Annotated in this window: 8 protein-coding genes; all 8 read left to right on the forward strand. The window is 42.8% G+C overall.

Annotated elements, in window-relative coordinates:
• Positions 1–112: 112 nt before the first annotated feature.
• The 8 genes from ACSSWA_RS13690 to ACSSWA_RS13725 all read left to right on the forward strand — a co-directional run bounded on the left by ACSSWA_RS13690 (position 113) and on the right by ACSSWA_RS13725 (position 19744).
• Positions 113–3295 carry a glycoside hydrolase family 2 TIM barrel-domain containing protein gene (locus tag ACSSWA_RS13690; protein WP_437357115.1) on the forward strand — a complete coding sequence of 1061 codons (3183 nt, stop codon included), beginning with the start codon at positions 113–115 and terminating at the stop codon, positions 3293–3295.
• 120 nt (positions 3296–3415) lie between these two features.
• On the forward strand, positions 3416–5569 hold the full coding sequence (locus ACSSWA_RS13695; RefSeq protein WP_437357116.1) for a hypothetical protein: 2154 nt from the start codon (positions 3416–3418) through the stop codon (positions 5567–5569).
• A gap of 50 nt (positions 5570–5619) precedes the next feature.
• On the forward strand, positions 5620–8085 hold the full coding sequence (locus ACSSWA_RS13700; RefSeq protein WP_437357117.1) for a glycoside hydrolase family 2 TIM barrel-domain containing protein: 2466 nt from the start codon (positions 5620–5622) through the stop codon (positions 8083–8085).
• A gap of 21 nt (positions 8086–8106) precedes the next feature.
• On the forward strand, positions 8107–9255 hold the full coding sequence (locus tag ACSSWA_RS13705; RefSeq protein WP_437357118.1) for a glycoside hydrolase family 43 protein: 1149 nt from the start codon (positions 8107–8109) through the stop codon (positions 9253–9255).
• 62 nt (positions 9256–9317) lie between these two features.
• Positions 9318–11690 (forward strand): beta-galactosidase, encoded by a 2373-nt coding sequence (locus tag ACSSWA_RS13710; protein WP_437357119.1) that lies wholly within the window; start codon positions 9318–9320, stop codon positions 11688–11690.
• 140 nt (positions 11691–11830) lie between these two features.
• Positions 11831–13480, forward strand: a complete 1650-nt coding sequence (locus ACSSWA_RS13715) for a peptidylprolyl isomerase (protein ID WP_437357120.1) — start codon at positions 11831–11833, stop codon at positions 13478–13480.
• Entirely contained in the window at positions 13477–16233 is a 2757-nt protein-coding gene (locus ACSSWA_RS13720) for a TonB-dependent receptor (RefSeq protein WP_437357121.1), read from the forward strand. The genes ACSSWA_RS13715 and ACSSWA_RS13720 overlap by 4 nt, the downstream gene beginning before the upstream one ends.
• Positions 16234–16252: 19 nt before the next feature.
• Positions 16253–19744 carry a hypothetical protein gene (locus tag ACSSWA_RS13725; RefSeq protein WP_437357122.1) on the forward strand — a complete coding sequence of 1164 codons (3492 nt, stop codon included), beginning with the start codon at positions 16253–16255 and terminating at the stop codon, positions 19742–19744.
• The last annotated feature ends 5 nt before the right edge of the window (positions 19745–19749 follow it).

Raw genomic sequence — 19749 nt, forward strand, 5'->3', positions numbered from 1 at the left:
TTAAAATATTACGAATAAAAAATAATAACGAAAAAAATGCTCCTGATAAAATAAATTATTTATAGTCTTCAATTTTATTAATGAACATCCACTAACAAAAAGATAAATCATCATGAAAAAAACATTATTACTAACGGCAGCGCTGCTGATTGGACTCCGGATTCAATCAACGGCTCAATATGCGTTGGGCACATTGCCCGACTGGGAAAATCCCCTTGTAATCGGAATTAATAAGGAACCCGCGCATCTCTCTTTTATTCATTATCCGGATGCGCAGACTGCTCTGGCGGACAACGGCATGGAAAGCAACTCGCCTTACTACAAATCGCTCGACGGCAAATGGAAATTCCATTGGTCAAAAAATCCTTCTGAGCGTCCCGTCGACTTTTATAAAGTCGATTACGATATTAGCGGCTGGGCTGACATCAATGTGCCGGCAAGCTGGCAGATGGAAGGTTTCGGCACGGCTATCTATCTAAATGAAAAATATCCGTTTCACCCCGAACGTCCTGTAAATCCTCCGCTGATACCCGAAGGCTATAATCCCGTCGGTTCGTATAAAACCGTCTTCGAAGTTCCTTCGAATTGGGACGGACGAAATGTTTATATCCACTTCGGCGGAGTAAAAAGCGCTTTTTATATCTGGGTTAACGGCAAAAAAGTAGGCTACAGCCAGGGAAGTATGACTCCCGCCGAGTTCGATATTACGCCTTATATACAAAAGGGAAAAAATCAGCTGGCGGTCGAAGTCTATCGCTGGTCCGACGGCTCTTATCTTGAAGACCAGGATATGTGGCGATTCAGCGGCATCTTCAGGAGCGTTTATCTCTATTCGGCTCCGAAAGTTCATCTGCTCGATTTCTTTATTAGAGCGAGTTTGGACGACCGCTATGAAGACGGGCTTCTTCATATTACGGCTAAAGTGCGCAATACAAGCAAAGAAAATATTCCGCCTGTGAAAGTTGAAGCTTTTCTGTACGATAAAAACGGCAAATTGATTAACGACAATCCCGTTGCCGAGGCATTTACGGAAACCGGAATCCCGTCGGGGATGCTTACTGTCGCAGAATTAAAAACTAAAATTAACAATCCGGAAAAATGGACGGCTGAAACTCCGAATTTGTATACCGTCGTTCTGGTTTTGAAAGACAATTCCGGAAAGATTATCGAAACTGCAAAATCGACAACCGGCTTCCGGACGGTTGAAATAAAAGACGGTATGCTTCTCGTAAACGGCGTTCCCGTAAAATTAAAAGGCACAAACATTCACGACCACGACCCGTATCACGGCAGAGCGGTCGATTATAAGTGGATTGAAAAAGATATTATTTTAATGAAGCAAAGCAACATGAACGCAGTCAGGTTTTCTCATTATCCTCACGACCCGCGTTATTACGAATTGTGCGACAAATACGGATTGTATGTAATTGACGAAGCCAATCTGGAAACGCACGGCATTTCATTCCGTCGTAATTTACTGCCCGGCAGCGACCCGCTCTGGACAAATGCCGTTCTCGAAAGAGCCAAAAGAATGGTGGAAACAAATAAAAATCATCCTTCGGTTATTATCTGGTCGCTCGGAAACGAAGCCGGTCACGGAGAAAATTTCGAAATAATGGCTTCTTATATTCGCGCCGTAGATCCTTCCAGACCGATTCATTATCAACACATGAACGAAGTAGCCGATATGGACAGTTATATGTATCCTACGCCGGAACAGCTCGAGCGGATTGCCGTATCGACTACAAGACCGGTCATCATGTGCGAATACGCTCACGCTATGGGTAACTCCGCAGGCAATCTGGAAATCTATTGGGACATTATTAACAGGCACAAAAATATTATCGGAGGATTTATCTGGGACTGGGTTGACCAGGGCTTGTTTAAAAAAGACAAGAACGGAAAAATGTTCTGGGCATACGGCGGCGATATGGGCGATGCGGTTAACGACGCAAACTTTTGCATTAACGGTATAATTCAACCCGACAGAAAACCCGAGCCGGAATATTTCGAAGTAAAGCATATTTATCAATACGTCGATTTTATTCCTACGGATTTGAATAATGGCGAACTGATTATAGCTAACAAGTTCAATCATTCCGACTTGAGCAATTACGAATTGAGATGGGAATTAAAGGAAAACGGCAGAACTCTTCAATCGGGAGTAATCGATACGCTTAAAACGCCGGCGGGCAAATGGACGCGTATTGATTTGCCGCTTCAAAAACCCAAACTTGCCGCCGGATGCGATTATTGGCTGAATTTGAGTTTGCATTTGAAAAGCGCGACTATTTGGGCAGATAAAGGATTTAAAGTAGCCTGGAAACAATTCGAGATGCCTTGGGCTGCGCCTCCTGCTCCGCTAAAAAATATTGCCGCTTCACAAAAAATTACTTATGACCAATCCGACGATAAGATTACTGTTAAAGGCGGCGAATTCGAATTGTCCGTCGATAAAAAGACCGGCTCTGTAATCGAATATAAAAACAAGGGCGAAGTATTAATTAATTCTCCTTTGGAGCCGAATTTCTGGCGAGCTCTTACCGATAACGATAAAGCGGGATTCAGAGACGAGCTCAACCCGTGGAAAGACGCTGCTAAAAATAGAAAGATAAAAGACGTAAAAATTACTCCGTCAGGTGAAAACAAATTGATCATTTCCGTTGATGGCGCTTTGGGTCTCGGGGAATCTGTTTGGAGTGCGGTTTATACGATTTACGGCGACGGTACGGTCGCAGTTAAACAAAAATTTATTCCCGTCGGGGATGTTCCGGAAAATATTCCTAAAATCGGCGCGGAATTGGGAATTCCTTCAAAATACGGTAAAGTGACCTGGTACGGCAGAGGACCGTGGGAAAATTATGTCGACAGGGAAACGGGCGCGAACATCGATGTCTATTCCTGCCCGATCGATTCGTTCCTGACAAATTATGTGCGCCCGCAGGAAAACGGCAATAGAAACGACGTCCGGTGGGCTGCATTTACGGATGAAAGCGGGAACGGCGTTCTATTCGTCGGAGCCAAGCCGTTCAGTCTGAGCGCATGGAACTATTCACTCGAAGACCTTGAAAAGGCAAAACATATCAACGATTTGCCAAAGCGCGATTTTATAACCGTTAACATAGACCACAAGCAAATGGGCGTCGGCGGAATCAACACATGGAGCCGGGTGGCAAGACCGTTAGAGCAATTCTGTATTCCGTCGAATAAAACTTATGAATACGAATTTTATTTTATGCCTTATTCTCAGGGTATGGGCAATTTAGATTCAGTTTCCCGATTCAGACTCGAGTAATAGCGGCGTTATAAATAATTTTTCAGCTTCATATGCCTCCATGCCTTAACGGTCTGCCGCTATTCAAAACGCGGCTGCCGTTAAGGCTTAATATTATAATCACACGGGAGGAATTAAACCATGAAGTTAAATATCCGTTACTTTCTTGCGTTGTTCTTTATTTCAACGGTTTCGCTTTTTTCGCAAGACGATGATTCGAAAAATCGGATTCAATTGTTTGACCTCAATACAATAGCCGAAAGAAATTTAAACTGCGCTCTTATTATGGAAAATACGGACGCAGGCAAAAAATATTTGGAAGTAAAACCGATCGAAAACAACGCCGGATTGGTAATCTGGGAAAAAGGAGATTTTCCAGACTGGGCAAAAGCCAGATATCTTGTTATTGAAATTCTGGGCGGTAACGATTATGGCGGAACGATTAATATTGAGTTTTATAAAGAGGCGGGAAAATCCGCCGCGGAAAAGATTATTTTACAGAGCGGCGAAGTGAAATTGAAAGACAAGAACGCGCCATGGTTTTCTTCTCTAATGGGAATTCTTCCTCGTTTAAGAACAAAAATAGTTTTTCCGTTAAGCTATCTCGACGCGCAAACTCTGTTTGTCGAGCGTTTTCCGCGCCAATTAAAAGGCACAATTAACGGCAACCGCTTCTATCCCGACGATATAACCAAAGTCGTTCTGCGTTTCGGTCCCTGCTTTGAACCTTATTTTAAACCGGTTTATAATCTATTCTCCGTTTATTTGAGCGATGAAAAGCCGGAACCATGCCTTCCCTTGAATAAACCCGTAATCGATAAATTCGGTCAGTGGACGCTGAAGGATTGGAAAGGCAAAATTAATAATGAAAAGGAATTAATCCGTAAACAAAACGAATTGAAAAATGATTTGAAGGAAGTCAATCTGCCGGAAAGTTGGAGTAAATACGGCGGGTGGAAAGAAAAAAAATTCAAAGCTACGGGTTTTTTCAGAACTCAACACGACGGCAAACGATGGTGGTTGGTTGACCCGGAAGGTTATGCGTTTTTAAGCGTCGGAGTGGATTGTATCAGAAAAACTTCAGCCGGTCCCGTAGAAGGCATTGAAGATTTGTTCGAATGGCTTCCGGGAGAAGACGACCCCGAAGCTTCTGCGCTTTTTAATAACCGCGACGGAAAGAAATATATGGATTTTTACGTATCCAATCTTATCCGCGTTTTCGGCAAAGATTGGGAAAAAGAATGGGAATCCGTTACCGCGGGTTTACTGAAAAAATTCAGGTTCAATACAATCGGCAATTGGTCCGATATTGAATACGCTAAGAAAATTAAAATTCCTTATGTATTGCCGCTTCGAAACTTTCCGTCTACCGATATATTGCTCTACAGGGATTTTCCCGATGTCTTTTCGAAGGAATATGAAGTCAATTCGGAAGAGTTTGCCCGTCAGCTTGCCGATTATAAAAACGACCCGTATTTGATCGGATATTTTTTGCGAAACGAACCGCATTGGGCGTTCGGATATCATAATCTTGCCTTTGAAATGTTCGCAGTAAATCAACAATCGGCTACCAAAGAAGAATTCGTTAAATGGATAAAAGAAAAATACCGATCCGACATCTCTGCCTTTAATAAATACTGGAACTTAAATTTGAAAAATTTTTCCGAATTGAAGGAGATGACATTCAAGGATTATCCTTCGGAAACAGCCGATAAAGATTTTTATCTTTTTTCCGAAATTATGGTAAAAAAATATATCGACGTGCCGTGCGACGCAGTAGAAAAAATCGACAGCAATCATCTGAATCTCGGTATGCGTTACGCTTGGATCAGTTCCGATTTATTGTATAAAGCCGGCGAAAGATTCGATGTCTTCTCCATTAACGGATACGGATTGACGCCTCCTCCGACATCCGAAATAGCCGAACGAAGCGGCAAGCCGGTCATGATTGGCGAATTTCACCATGGCGCAGTCGACAGAGGTTTGCCCGCCACAGGTATTGTCGGCGTTTTAAGTCAAAGGAACAGAGCGGATGCCTATCGCAATTATGTCGAGCAGGGATTCGCGCGCCCCGAACTGGTCGGCATTCACTATTTCCAATGGATCGACCAGCCTTTTTACGGACGATTCGACGGCGAAAATTATAATATCGGCGTAGTGGATATTACAAATAATCCCTATGAAGAATTGACCGGTGCAATGACTGAAACAAACAGACAAATTTATGAAATAGGCGACGGCGCCATTAAGCCTTTTAAGAAAGATATTGTTAAAATACCGCCGATTCATTATTGAATCCTTTCGCTGTTTTCTTCACATCATAAAATAATATCGGAATAAACAAAATGAGAGCTCAACCAGTGTGTCTGTTGCTGTTTATTTTTTTAGCTTTAACGCCCGCTGCAAACGGACAGTATTACGACGGCGATTTGCACCGCGACGGAAAGCGAATGCTTTTCGATTTCGGCTGGAAATTTCATCCGGGAGATGTCGAAGGGGCGGAGAAATTCGATTTTAACGATTCCGATTGGAGATTGCTGGATTTACCTCACGATTGGAGCATAGAAGGAAAAATAAACGAAAATGAGCCTGCCGGGGGCAACGGAGGCTATTATCCTACGGGTACCGGCTGGTACAGAAAACATTTTGACATATCGGCTGAAGACCTAAAAAAAATAATATGGATTGAATTTGACGGCGTTTATATGAACAGCGATCTTTGGGTAAACGGAATGCATTTAGGGAATCGGCCCTACGGCTATTCGAGTTTTTATTATGACATTACAAAATACTTAAAAAAAGGTAATAATGTAATTGCCGTAAGGGTCGATAATTCGAAGCAACCGAATTCGCGTTGGTATACAGGTTCGGGCATTTACCGCAATGTATGGCTGATAAAGCAAGATAAATTGCATCTGGCGCATTGGGGAGTTTTTGTAACGACGCCTGAAATATCGTCTGACTCAGCTCTCGTGGATATTAAAACCAAAATCGACAATGAATACAATTCTTCTGTAGAAGCGGAGTTATTTATTGTTATCGAGGATAACGAAGGCAACGTTGTCGCTTCAGCCGAAAAGAAATTCGCCGCAAAACCGGGAGAATCTTTGACGATAAATAATAAACTTTGGATACAACGACCAATGCTCTGGTCGGTCGATTCTCCCGATTTGTATACGTTGAAACAATCAATTTTGAAAGACGGAAAAATATCCGACGGATTAAATACAGTCTTCGGAATAAGGAAAATTTTTTACGATGCGAATAAAGGATTTTTCTTAAACGATAAGCAGATAAAAATGAACGGCGTATGTCTTCATCACGACGGCGGCGCCGTGGGAGCTGTTGTTCCCACGGGCGTTTGGGAATACAGACTCAAGAAATTAAAAATGATGGGTTGTAATGCAATCAGAGCGGCGCACAATCCGCCGGCTCCGGAATTTCTCGACTTATGCGACAAAATGGGATTTCTCGTCATGGACGAAGCTTTTGACGAGTGGCGCTTCGGGAAACGTAAATACGGCTACCACATCTATTTCGATGAATGGCACGAGCGGGATTTGATTTCAATGATTCACAGAGACAGAAATCATCCTTCGATAGTTATCTGGAGCGTCGGTAATGAAGTGCCGGATCAAAAAACGGAAGAAGGAACTGAAACTCTTAAAAAGTTAACGTATATATGTCATAGCGAAGATCCCACGAGACCCGTAACTCAAGCCTGCGATAATATTGCCGCCGACGGCGGCTCAACGGTTTTATCTTTTCTTAATGCGCTTGATATAGTCGGTTATAACTATGTAGACAGGTGGCACGAAAGACGAGAGTTGTATTACAGCATCGACAAATTGAATCATCCCGATTGGAAAATGATAGGCACGGAAAATCGATCAAATCACGGCGTCTTTCGCAGGAATTATTCGTTGGGAGACGATCCCGCAACTGTAAATCCCAATTATAATTATGATATGATCGACGCCGAACAATTATGGAAGTTTACCAAAATGCACGATTACGTTATCGGCGATTTTATGTGGACGGGAATAGATTACCTCGGCGAAGCGCGCTGGCCCTTCAGATCGTGGAATTTCGGGGTCCTCGATTTATGCGGGTTTGAAAAAGACGGTTATTATTTTTATCAAAGCCAGTGGACAACCAAACCGATGATACATCTTTTTCCGCATTGGAATTGGGAAGGAAGAGAGGGACAAATAATACCCGTGATTTGCTATACGAATTGTAATGAAGTAGAACTTTTTTTGAACGGGAAGTCATACGGAAAAAAGCGTCTCGAATTTCCGCGCCAGGGTAATTCCGGCGCGTGGAATAGATATGCAAATCCGGTTGTAAATCCAACTACGGCTGACCTTCATCTCCAGTGGGATATTCCTTATGAACCGGGAGTAATTAAAGCCGTCGGAATGAAAAACGGACAGGTGGTTTGCACACGGGAGCTTCGCACTGCCGGCGAGCCTTATGCTATTCGACTGACCTCCGATCGGGATACAATTTGCGTATCCGAGCGCGGCGTCGCAAATATAAAAGTCGAAGTAGTCGATAGAAATAATAAGGTTGTTCCCACTGCCGGAAACCTTATTGAATTTTCAATAAAAGGGAAAGGAAAAATAATCGGAGTCGAAAACGGCAATCCCCTCGATCATTCGTCTTCTAAATCGAATAAACGCAAAACTTATAACGGTCTTGCTCTCGTAGTTTTGCAGGCTTTGAACGAGGAAGGCAGAATCAGCTTGACGGCTAAGTCCCAAGGATTGAAGGACGCAAACATTTCAATTGTGTCTATAAAAAAGTAGATAAATCAAAAGGGGAATTATATGAGTGATACAAAAGTCAATTTCATCTTTGCGGTTTTGTTCTCTGTCGCGTTAGCATGCGGTTTGTTTGCGCAGGAAGCGAAAGTTTATAATAGTTTCCATCCGGGAGATTTGTGGCTGGATAACAATGGCATTCATATTAACGCTCACGGAGGCGGGATTTTATTTCGGGATGGAAGCTACTATTGGTTCGGCGAACATAAAATTTCGGGCAGACAGGGCAACAAAGCTCAGGTAGGAGTCCATTGTTACTCGTCGACCGATCTTTACAATTGGAAGGACGAGGGCATTGCTCTTTCGGTCGATACCACTGACGAAAATTCGGAAATAACAAAAGGATGCGTTATTGAACGCCCGAAAGTTGTATTCAATGAAAAGACGAAAAAATACGTTATGTGGTTTCATCTCGAATTAAAAGGGCAAGGATATTCGGCTGCTCGTTGCGGAGTTGCCGTCTCGGATAATGTTACCGGACCGTATCAATATTTACGTTCGTACAGACCCAATCCGAATAAATGGCCTGTCAATGCAACAGAAAAAGATACTACAATTCCCGAAGGCGGGGATACTACATTGTTAAAACTAAGCGGAAACGAAAGAGCGGCTGCCGGTTACTATCTTAGAAGGGATTATCCTTTCGGACAGATGTCGCGGGATATGACGGTTTTTGTGGACGACGACGGTAAAGCTTATTTGATTTATGCATCGGAAGAAAACTATACAATGCATATTGCGGAATTATCGCCGGATTATACTTCTTTTACGGGTAAATGGTATCGTTTATTTCCCGGCGGGCACCGGGAAGCTCCCGCCATTTTTAAAAGAAACGGAATATATTATTTAATTACATCCGGATGCACCGGCTGGGCTCCGAATGCGGCGCGTTTTGCGGTTGCGCCTTCTCTGTTCGGACCATGGGAAGAGAAAGGAAATCCGTGCATTGGAAAAGAGAGCGAAATTACTTTTAATTCCCAGAGCGCTTTTGTTCTTCCGGTTAGAAACAAAAAAGATGCATTTATTTTTATGGCCGACCGTTGGAAGCCCGAAAATCCCATCGACGGAAGATATGTCTGGCTGCCGATTGAATTTATCGATGACGGAATTCGTATTCAATGGAGCGATGAATGGAGCCTGGATTTTTTCGATTAGTAATACGCGAGAGCCTCGCTCAAAAAAAACTAAATAAAATTAACTATTAAGGAATATATAACATGACGCATATTAATACGAGAACTGACTTAAAATGCAATTTTACGCCTGTATTTAAAAACTTATTGTATCTGTTTGCCGTATTGTTTTTGATGAGCGGATTTATTTATCCGAATAATCATAGTTTTAAAATTGGTAAGCATGACTTTTTATTAGACGGTAAACCATTCCAGATCAGATGCGGCGAATTGCATTTTGCGCGTATTCCGAAAGAATACTGGCGCCACAGGATTAAAATGATGAAAGCCATGGGCATGAATACAATATGCGCATATCTTTTCTGGAATTTTCACGAAAGAACGCCCGGCAATTTCAAATGGGACGGCGAAGCCGACGTAGTGGAATTTTGTAAAATCGCGCAAGAGGAAGGATTGTGGGTCATCCTGAGACCGGGACCATATGTGTGCGCCGAATGGGAAATGGGGGGACTTCCCTGGTGGCTCTTGAAAAACGAAAACATAAAACTGCGAACGAAAGACCCTTTATTTGTTAATGCCGCTCGTAATTATTTAAAGGAAGTTGGTCGTGTTCTGGCGCCGCTTCAAATTTCAAACGGCGGGCCTATTATTATGGTTCAGGTTGAAAACGAGCACGGCTTTTATGCGGACGACCCTGAATATATGGGAATTATAAAAGACGCTATTCTGGATGCCGGTTTTAATGTGCCGTTGTTTGCTTGCAATCCGACTTACCATCTCGATAAAGGTTATAGGAAAGATATTTTTCCGGTTGTAAATTTCGGCTCCAATCCTGAAGAAGCTTTCCGTGCATTGAGGAAAATTCTGCCCGAAGGACCTCTTATGTGCGGCGAGTTTTATTCGGGATGGTTCGATACGTGGGGAAATCCGCATACCTTCGGTAAAATCGACCGGTACCTGGAGGATATGGAATATATGCTTAAAACCGGAGCTTCTTTCAGTATTTATATGGCGCACGGGGGAACTACTTTCGGATTCTGGGCGGGGGCGGACAGACCTTTCAAACCCGATGTTTCGAGCTACGATTACGGCGCTCCGGTTACGGAAGCGGGATGGGCATCGGAAAAATTTTACGCTACGCGTAATCTGATTTCAAAATATTTAATGCCGGGCGAAGAACTGCCGGAGCCGCCGGAACAAAACCCGGTTATTACAATTCCGTCTTTTGAGCTCGTCGAGTTTGCTCCGTTATTCGAAAATTTACCCGATCCGAAAATATCTTCCGAACCGAAAACAATGGAATTTTATGACCAATCGAGGGGTAGTATTTTATACCGCGTTGTTTTACCGCCGGGAGAGGAAGCGGTTTTCAAAGCTGAAGGCGTACACGATTTTGCGTGGGTATTTTTAAACAATAAAAAGCTCGGCGTATTAGACAGGCGCAAACAAAATTATGAAATAAAAATACCCGAGAGAGATACCGAAAGCGTTCTCGATATCTTTGTACACGCTATGGGACGTATCAATTTCGGTCCCGAGGTTCACGACAGGAAAGGTTTGATATCTCCGGTAATTTTTAGGGATAAGAGGAATAATTTAATCGACGTCCAAGAATGGAAAATTTATAATTTTTCGTATGACTCCGTAATGTTGAGCAACCTTAAGTACGATAAAGCGAAAGAAAAGATTAGCGTCCCAGGAGTATGGCGCGGCGAATTCTCGATTGACAAAAAAGGCGACACTTTTCTCGATATGAGGAGATGGGGAAAAGGAGTCGTATGGATTAACGGACATTGTTTGGGACGTTTCTGGAATATCGGACCGACTCAAACAATGTACATTCCGGCTCCATGGTTAAAGAAAGGAAAAAACGAGATTTTGGTTCTGGATATTCTCGGTCCGGAAGAACCGGTATTGCAGGGTCTTAATGAACCGATTTTGAATATGCTGCTGCCGGGTAAGGACTTTACTCTCTCGAAACGTCCCGATGTTAAATTCAATGTTTCAAATACGGCGCCTGTACGGGCGGGCGCGTTTGAAAATGATAATAATATGGAATCGGTTCGTTTTAATAAACCGGCAAAGGGAAGATATTTCTGTATCGAAATATTAAACGCACATGGCGGAAATCGCTCTACGGGCATTGCCGAACTCGATTTGTTTGATATTAATGGCGAGCCGTTAAGCCATCAATCGTGGACTATTGCATATGTCAGCAGCGAAGAATTAGTCGAAGAAAACGGCGCCGCCGAAAACGCCATCGACGGACAAACATTCAATTGTTGGATAACTGAGTCGAAAGAAGGCAATACAGAATACCCGCATTATTTGGTTGTCGATCTCGGAAAGGAAACGGAAATATCGGGATTGAGATATGTGCCTGTGACTGGGAAAGATAATACAGGCAAAATAAGAGAATACAAAATTTACATTGGGAACGATATAATAAAGAAGTAAAAATTATTGCCTCGCTTTGAATTTTATTGACATAACGAGGTTAAAAAAATATATTGCAAACGATTGTAATAAGGTTTTGCGGATAATCGGATGTAAAATAGCTTTTGCTCTTAATCTTGTTCGAAAGGAAATAATTTTTTATGATAAACCCGCTTCTTATATTAATTGCTTTCGTATTTTCTCAGCATCAAACGATTGTGGGAAAATCAGCGGCAGATTATCACGACACACTCGCCGTCGTGGACAAGAAAATTATTACTACAGACTTTTATAAAAAACTTTATCAGGAAAAAATTACCCGTTTCGGTCTTCAGGATAATTACGACGTTAGACTTCAGTTCCTCAATAACCTTTTAAATGATGAAATACTTTTGCGCGAAGCTTTGAATCGCAACTATGATAAAACGCCCGGGGCAATTAACGAGCTCAACAGAATTAAAATTCAAAAACTCCTCAACCGTTTCGTCGAACTCGAAATCAGTCCCGAAATAAATATCACCGAAGAATATCTGAAAGATTTATTCATAAAACTGAATACGAAAATTCTGGTAAGACATATCTATGCCGACACAAAAGAAAAAGCGAATAAAATTTATAAACAAATTATTTCACGCGAAAAAACTTTTGAGGAGGCAGCGCGAGAAAATTTTAAAGACGCCGAACTAAAAAACAACGGCGGATTACTCGGTTATATCGCGATCGACGAAACAGACCCGGAGTTCGAAAAAGTTGCGTTTTCGCTTCAACCCGGCGAAGTTTCAAAACCCGTTAAGACCGTCTATGGTTACAGTATTATCCGCGTCGACGATATTAAAAGAAATCCGCTCGTTACGGAAAACGAATATCTTAAATCTCTTTCGAGTCTGAAAGCCTTTGCCAGAAAAAGAATTTATGAAGACTCATTGAAACAATTCACCCGCAGACTCAGTGACAAGCTAAAAGTTGAATTCAACGAAGAAGCGCTTGACCGGCTTTACATGTTTTTTAATGGCTCAGGACGAAGGGAAGTTACAGAAAAAGATAATGACGCCGTTGTGCTTACTTCTTCTATCGGAAAATGGAAAATGAATGAATTGTTGAGCGAATTAAATTCCACGCCTGCCCGTCAATTGAAGTGGATTAGATCGAAAGAAAATCTCCGTGATTTTTTAAAAGGTTTGGTCAATAGAAAATATATTATCGACTACGCTAAAAATAAAAAGTACGATCAATCGGATGCTTATAAAAAAGAAGTTCAATATGAATTCGAATCCTACCTCATTTCGCGCATTTCCGAAGACCTGAAAAAAAACATTACAATTCCGGACGATTCGCTAGTGTCGTATTACGAAAAAAACAAGGATTATTTTAAGTATAAGCCTCAAATCAGAATAAGCCTAATTTTAGTCGATAACGAAAACACAGCCGTAAAAATCAAAGATGAATTGACCGCAGGAATTTCATTTGAAAAATTGGCTCTAAATTATTCAATACAAAAAGCGACGGCGGTTAAAGGAGGCGACGCCGGTTATTTCGGACTCGACCGGCTCGATTACCTTGCCGACACTCTTTGGAATTCAAAGCCGGGTCAATGGCACGGACCTTTCCTCGAAGATTCAAAGTTCTTGTTTGTTAAGGTTACGGATAAAATAGAACCGCAGACGATTCCTTTCGAGGAATTAAAAGCTGACATCCGGAACATGTTAGTGGAAACGAAGTGGCTTTCGGAAAAAAATAAAATTATCGACTCATTAAAAAGAAACGTCGATATACACGTTTATAAAGAAAAATTATTAAAAGTAAAAATATGAAAATGAAACGCGCATTTTTAATATTCCTGATTTTAACAACAATTCCGTTCGTACTCAATGCCCAGGGAAAAATTGCCGGAAAAGTAATTGACAAATCGACCGGCGAGCCGATCGTAGGCGCCAATATAATAATTGAAGGCACTAATCTCGGAGCGGCGAGCGATATCGACGGCGAGTATGTTATTGTAAGAGTTCCTTCCGGAAAATACAATGTGGCGGCGTCTTATATCGGATATCAAAAAGTAATTACGCAAAATGTTCAGGTGCTGAACGACCTTACTACGCGCCTCGATTTTGAATTAACGCCGAGCGATGTTAAAATAGGCGAAGACATTGTTGTCGTGGCTCAGGCTCCCCTTGTTAAAAAAGATTTAACCGCTACGGAAGCGCGTGTCACTTCCGAAGAAATCAGACAGCTTCCGCTTCAGGATCTCAACAGTCTTATAACATTGCAAGCCGGAGTCAACAGAGACGCCGGCGGGGGAATTCATATACGAGGAGGCAGATCGAGCGAAATTTCGTACCTCATTAACGGTATCAGTATAACCGACGATTTTTCACGCTCCCAGGCTCTTCAGGTGGAAACGGAATCCGTTCAGGAACTTCAGGTTATCAGCGGCACTTTCAACGCCGAATACGGAAACGCTATGAGCGGCGTAGTGAATATTATTACGAAAACCGGAGGCTCCAAATTTCAGAGCAATTTCGAAGTCTGGACGGGCCACTATTTGAGTAATCATACCGACATCTTTTGGAATATCGACGATTTTAATCCGACGGCAAATTTCAATCTTCAGGCTTCGGCAGGCGGACCGCTATTTGATGACGACGTTCATTATTTCTTTGCTCTCAGAAAATATTACGACGGCGGCTATATTTACGGAAGAAATATCTATTCTCCTCAGGGCAGATTTAAATTCGAGAACGGTCAACTGGTGGAAAATCCGGGCGACAGTTCATACGTGTCGATGAATTCGAGCGACAGATGGAGCGGACAGGGGTCTTTAAGCTGGCAAATGTTCGATAATCTTAAATTGAAAATTGACGCTTTCGGCAGCTCGGAAAAAAATCGGTTCTACGACCACGTTTACAGACTTAATCCTTACGGTACAATGGGCGGCAAGTCCACAGGTTATACTCTCTTTGCAAATTTAACGCACCTGATTCATCAAAACACTTTTCAGGAGTTTACCGTAGCTTATAAATACAACGATTATAAATCGAGACTTTATGAAGACCCGTTTGATCCGCGTTATGTTCATCCCGATTCTTTGAACGTTCCGGGTTATCACTTCCTCCGGGCGGGAACGAATCTGAACAGATTCCAGCGGAATACCAGGAGCGTTATTCTTAAATGGGATTTTACAAGCCAGATTGATAAAATCAATTTGGTTAAATTCGGCGTTGAGTATCAAACAGACAAAGTGTTTTATGAAAATATCAATTTGATTCCCGCTGTTGACGAACACGGACAGCAAATTCAACCGTTTGTGCCTGCTATACAAACAATCGACTCGCCTCAGCACGACCGTTTTGAAAGAACACCCGATAAATTCAGCGCTTATATTCAGGACAAAATCGAATTTGAAAGTCTCATTATTAATATCGGATTGAGATTCGATCTCTTTAATCCCAACGGCAAAATTCCCGTCGATCCTTCCGATCCTAATATTTATAATCCATTCAAACTCGAGCATATTTATAAGGATATAAACAACGACGGAAAAATAGGTCTCGACGAACAGACCGAAGCAAATAAATTTACGCTCGAAGAAAAAGAAAGTTTTTGGTATAGAGAAACGACAGTTAAAACTCAATTGAGTCCGCGGCTCGGCATTGCTTATCCGATTACCGACAAAGGAATTATCAGATTTTCATACGGAATCTTTCAGCAAATTCCCGAATACGGACAACTCTATATCGGCGACCAGTATAAGTTGACTTCGGCTCAGGGAATTCAGGGACCGTTTGGAAATCCCGACTTAAAACCTCAACGGACTACGATTTATGAATTAGGGCTTCAGCAACAATTCTTTGAAGATTTTGCAATAGACATTACGGCTTTTTATCGCGATATACGCGACTGGATTTCGTCGAGCCAGCCGATTCCGACTTTTCTTGCAGGTATTTCGTATTCAAAAAGAATCAACCGGGATTTTGCCAACGTCAGAGGCATAACTCTGGCAGTGAACAAAAGATTTACAAACAATTATTCGTTCGGCGTTGATTATACATTTCAGATAGCCGAAGGTACAAATTCCTCGCCCGACCAGGAATTCTTTTCGCAATTAAACGGAGCCGAGCCTACAAAAGTTTTAACTCCGCTCGATTGGGATCAAACTCATACTTTGAACGCCAATGTTTACGTAGGAGGCGAAACCTGGGGAGCCAGTATTATTTCGTCGCTTCATACGGGTCAGCCGTATACTCCTACATTTATTGCAGGCGCTTATAGCGGAAGAAATGTGTTGGCGGGTCTGGCGAGCAACAGTCGCAGAAAACCGTTGATTGCCAGAGTCGATCTGGAAGTCAGAAAAAATATTAAGGTTCTTAATTCCGACGTGCAATTTTTTGTAAAGGTGTTTAATCTCTTTGACGCAAAAAATCCCGTTTTGGTTTTCGGAGACACGGGTAAACCCGATTTTACTATAGAACAACTGCAAGTTCGCGATTATGACCCGGATTGGTTCGTATATCCGAATTTCTATAGCGAACCGCGCAGCCTTTACGTAGGAACAAAAATTTCATTTTAAAAATTTTATAGAGTGTTTTATGATCAAAGCAAAATACTTTCTGTTGTTAATCTTTGGTTTCGTTTTTATTTCCGAAGGACAGGTGTTGCAACACAAGCCGTCCGATTTCAGAGCCGACGTAAATTACCGGAGGAATTCTAATGTCGACGGGAATAATATAAGGGCTACTATTTTTAATTCGGGATACAGCGGCGACCCGTCCAACCGTCCCGACTATATCGATTACGAATGGCCCAAGAATACGAACAGAATTTACATTGCCCTGGTTGAAATATTTCTCGGCGGCGAGGTTATTGGCAATACCGGCGAAAAAATTTATCTGGTTGAAATTCCTACAGGCAGGACAGACCCGGTTACGGGTAATTCGTGGAATATTGAACCTGTGCCCGGTTTTGTTAATCCGCAACAAACGGAAATTGCAAGAAGCGACGATCCGAACTCATGGCCTTCTGCGGTACAAGGCGGTTGGCGGGATAAACGCTCAGACCCGATTGATCCCGGCTGGGTCGGCTCCTGGAACGGCTTCTTCGGTAAAAATATTTTTAATGCAGACCAGGAATTTTATTATGTGACTTCCGACGACCTTTACAAGCGTCAGCCTTATACGCCCGATACTACAGACCCGTCTCGCGGAGGCTTGGGACTGTTGATGGATGTTAGGACTCTGGCCTGGTCTCAGGTGCTGATAAACGATGTTCTTTTTTTCATTCACGACATTAAAAACGACGGAACAAAAACAATCGAAAAAACATCGTTCTGTCTGTTCGTAGCCGACTGGGTAGGAGGCGATGCGCCGGACGATTATCCTTACGTCGATTTGCAAACGGCTACTACATTTTTAACCGACGCCGACAGAATCGGAACGGAAGCTTTTGGCGCCAATCCGGTAGGCGTTGCCTCTCTCAAGTATATCGAAACTCCCGGCAATCAGGTAAACGGAATTGACGACGACGGCGATTCCGACGAACATCCCGATTTGGTTACATTGATTCCGGATTCGGAAAACAGAATTCCTCATTTTACCGCGGAAGATTTTCAAGCAAGGTTTATAAGACCCGGCGATAAAATTGTTCTTATCGAACCGAATACGTATAACAGAATAATTACGACGTACCCGGCAAACGGCGGAACGGTAAAGAGTCTCGGAAAAGAATATTATCTGCCGCCTGAAGGCATTACTGTTTTCGAAGATACTCTGGCTAACGGACTCGACGAAGATTTCGACGGACTGATAGACGAAAAAGAAACCCTTCATCTTTATCATATCAATGAAATTACTCAAACTACGAACCCGGTTCGTTACATAAATTACTTGATTTTTAATCCCGGAGACACGGTTAAAAGAGGATTTGCAGTAGCGGGTTTGAATGCGGAATGGAATTATTTTAATGTGGCTCCGATGATCGACGAATCGCGGGACGACGGTTTCGATAACGATAACGACTGGGATTCGTTTCTTGACGATAACGGACTCGACGGAGTCCGGGGCAGCGGGGACGAAGGGGAAGGCGACGGTAAACCTTCCAGCGGAGCCGGCACAGAATTCCCCGGCGAACCGAGTATCGATAAAACGGACGTAAGCGAGACCGATTTAATCGGCATTACATCCGCGCTTCAAATTCCCGACGGAACCCTCAATTTCAATACCGCACCGGATAAAGGAATGTGGGATTTGCTGATGACGCCCGGTCGTATCAATCTTGTAAGGCAGGTCGGCGAATTTCAAACTTACGTATCGTCGGGATATTTCCCGATTTTGCCCGGTCAACGCCAAAGAATGGCAGTCTCGGTTGCCATAGCGGGCGGCGGAAATACTAAGGACGCCGACATCGAAAGCGTAATTAAAAAACAACGGCAAGCTACTACGGCATATGCAGCCGATTATCAGTTTGCTCAAGCTCCGCTTCAGGTTACCTTGACAGCCGTTGCCGGCGATGGTCAGGTTACTCTTTACTGGGACGACGAAGCCGAGAAATCGTTCGACCGTTATATAAACAAAATCGGCGGCAACGGGCACGACTTCGAGGGTTATCGTATTTACAGAGCTACTGACGCGGCTTTTCAGGATGCAAAGGTAATTACAGACGCTTACGGCGTTAAAACTTTATTGCGTCCCATTGCGCAGTTCGATTTGAAAGACGGAATAACGGGGCTTCATCCGATCGATATTAACGGCGTTAAATTCGACCTCGGCAACGATACCGGTTTAAAACACGTTTATGTTGACAGAGACGTCGTAAACGGACAAAGATATTTCTATGCCGTTACGGCATACGATTTCGGATACGAACCCGCTCGTATTCCTCCGACCGAAACGCCTATCCAGGTAAATGTTTATAACGACGGGACGATAACGCACAGTAAAAATGTGGCTATTGTTCGTCCGACTGCTTCAGCCGCGGGTTATCTGCCTCCCGAAGTCGAATATTTCGAACATTCCGAAGGAGGGGCGACCGGAAGCGTTAATATCAACGTTATTGACCCGTTGAGTATTAAAAATGGTCATGAATATGAAATTACGTTTAAGGATACTATTCTTAAAATAGAAAACAGAGATGTAGCCAAGACTTCTTCGTTTTCTCTTAAAGATGTAACCGGGGGCGTCTACTTGCTTGTAGACGATCCGAGAACGGAATTCGAAGACGAATTGCCTGTTATCGACGGATTTCAACTTTCATTTAATAATGTGCAGGATATATCGATAAATAATCTCAAAACCGGCTGGAATGACGATGGGGTATATCAATTCAATTTCGAACCCGTGTTATATCTTACAATTAAAGGAATCCAAAAACCGAGCGACTATAAAATCATTATCGGCGAGCCGGGACTTGCTTTTTCGAAAGACACCACGCTTTTCGGTAGGCATTTTCCGTCCGTCCCCGTAAATTTTAAGGTTGTTAATGTAACCGAAGACAAAGAGATCGAATTTGTTTTCAGCGAACGCGACGGAAACGACGGCAGATTGAGCATCGACCCCGTTAGCGGAAGAGCCGACGCAATCTATTTCTTTGAAACAGACAAATCCGGCAAATCGAGATTTACATGGCAGTTCGTGCTAAATTTGAAGGGACAGCGGAATCCCGAATCGGGCGACACGGCAAACATCTTTCTTAACAAACCGTTCTTATCGTACGACGTCTATCGGTTTAAAATGAAAGGCTCCTCTGTTTCGGAAGAAAAAGCGCGCGACGAACTCGACAGAATAAGAGTCGTTCCGAATCCTTATATAGCCGCCGAAACATGGGAACCGCGAAATACTTATACGAGCGGCAGAGGCCCGAGAGAAATTCATTTTATAAATCTGCCCGCTAACTGCACGATTAGAATTTTTAACGTGAGCGGCGCGCTCGTAAAGACTATCGAACACGAATCGATTTTCGAAAACGGCACTGAAATATGGGATGTGATGAGCGACGAGAAATTTGAAATCGCTTACGGTATCTATGTCTATCATATTGACGCGCCGGGCATCGGTCAAAAAACAGGAACATTTGCCATAATTAAATAAGAATT

Source organism: Melioribacter sp. Ez-97 (genome assembly GCF_051488665.1).
In the GTDB taxonomy this organism is placed as follows: Bacteria; Bacteroidota; Ignavibacteria; order Ignavibacteriales; family Melioribacteraceae; genus Melioribacter.

Coding starts and splice junctions, on each gene's coding strand:
- ACSSWA_RS13690 (WP_437357115.1), top strand. CDS start 113: ATGAAAAAAACATTATTACTAACGGCAGCGCTGCTGATTGGACTCCGG.
- ACSSWA_RS13695 (WP_437357116.1), top strand. CDS start 3,416: ATGAAGTTAAATATCCGTTACTTTCTTGCGTTGTTCTTTATTTCAACG.
- ACSSWA_RS13700 (WP_437357117.1), top strand. CDS start 5,620: ATGAGAGCTCAACCAGTGTGTCTGTTGCTGTTTATTTTTTTAGCTTTA.
- ACSSWA_RS13705 (WP_437357118.1), top strand. CDS start 8,107: ATGAGTGATACAAAAGTCAATTTCATCTTTGCGGTTTTGTTCTCTGTC.
- ACSSWA_RS13710 (WP_437357119.1), top strand. CDS start 9,318: ATGACGCATATTAATACGAGAACTGACTTAAAATGCAATTTTACGCCT.
- ACSSWA_RS13715 (WP_437357120.1), top strand. CDS start 11,831: ATGATAAACCCGCTTCTTATATTAATTGCTTTCGTATTTTCTCAGCAT.
- ACSSWA_RS13720 (WP_437357121.1), top strand. CDS start 13,477: ATGAAAATGAAACGCGCATTTTTAATATTCCTGATTTTAACAACAATT.
- ACSSWA_RS13725 (WP_437357122.1), top strand. CDS start 16,253: ATGATCAAAGCAAAATACTTTCTGTTGTTAATCTTTGGTTTCGTTTTT.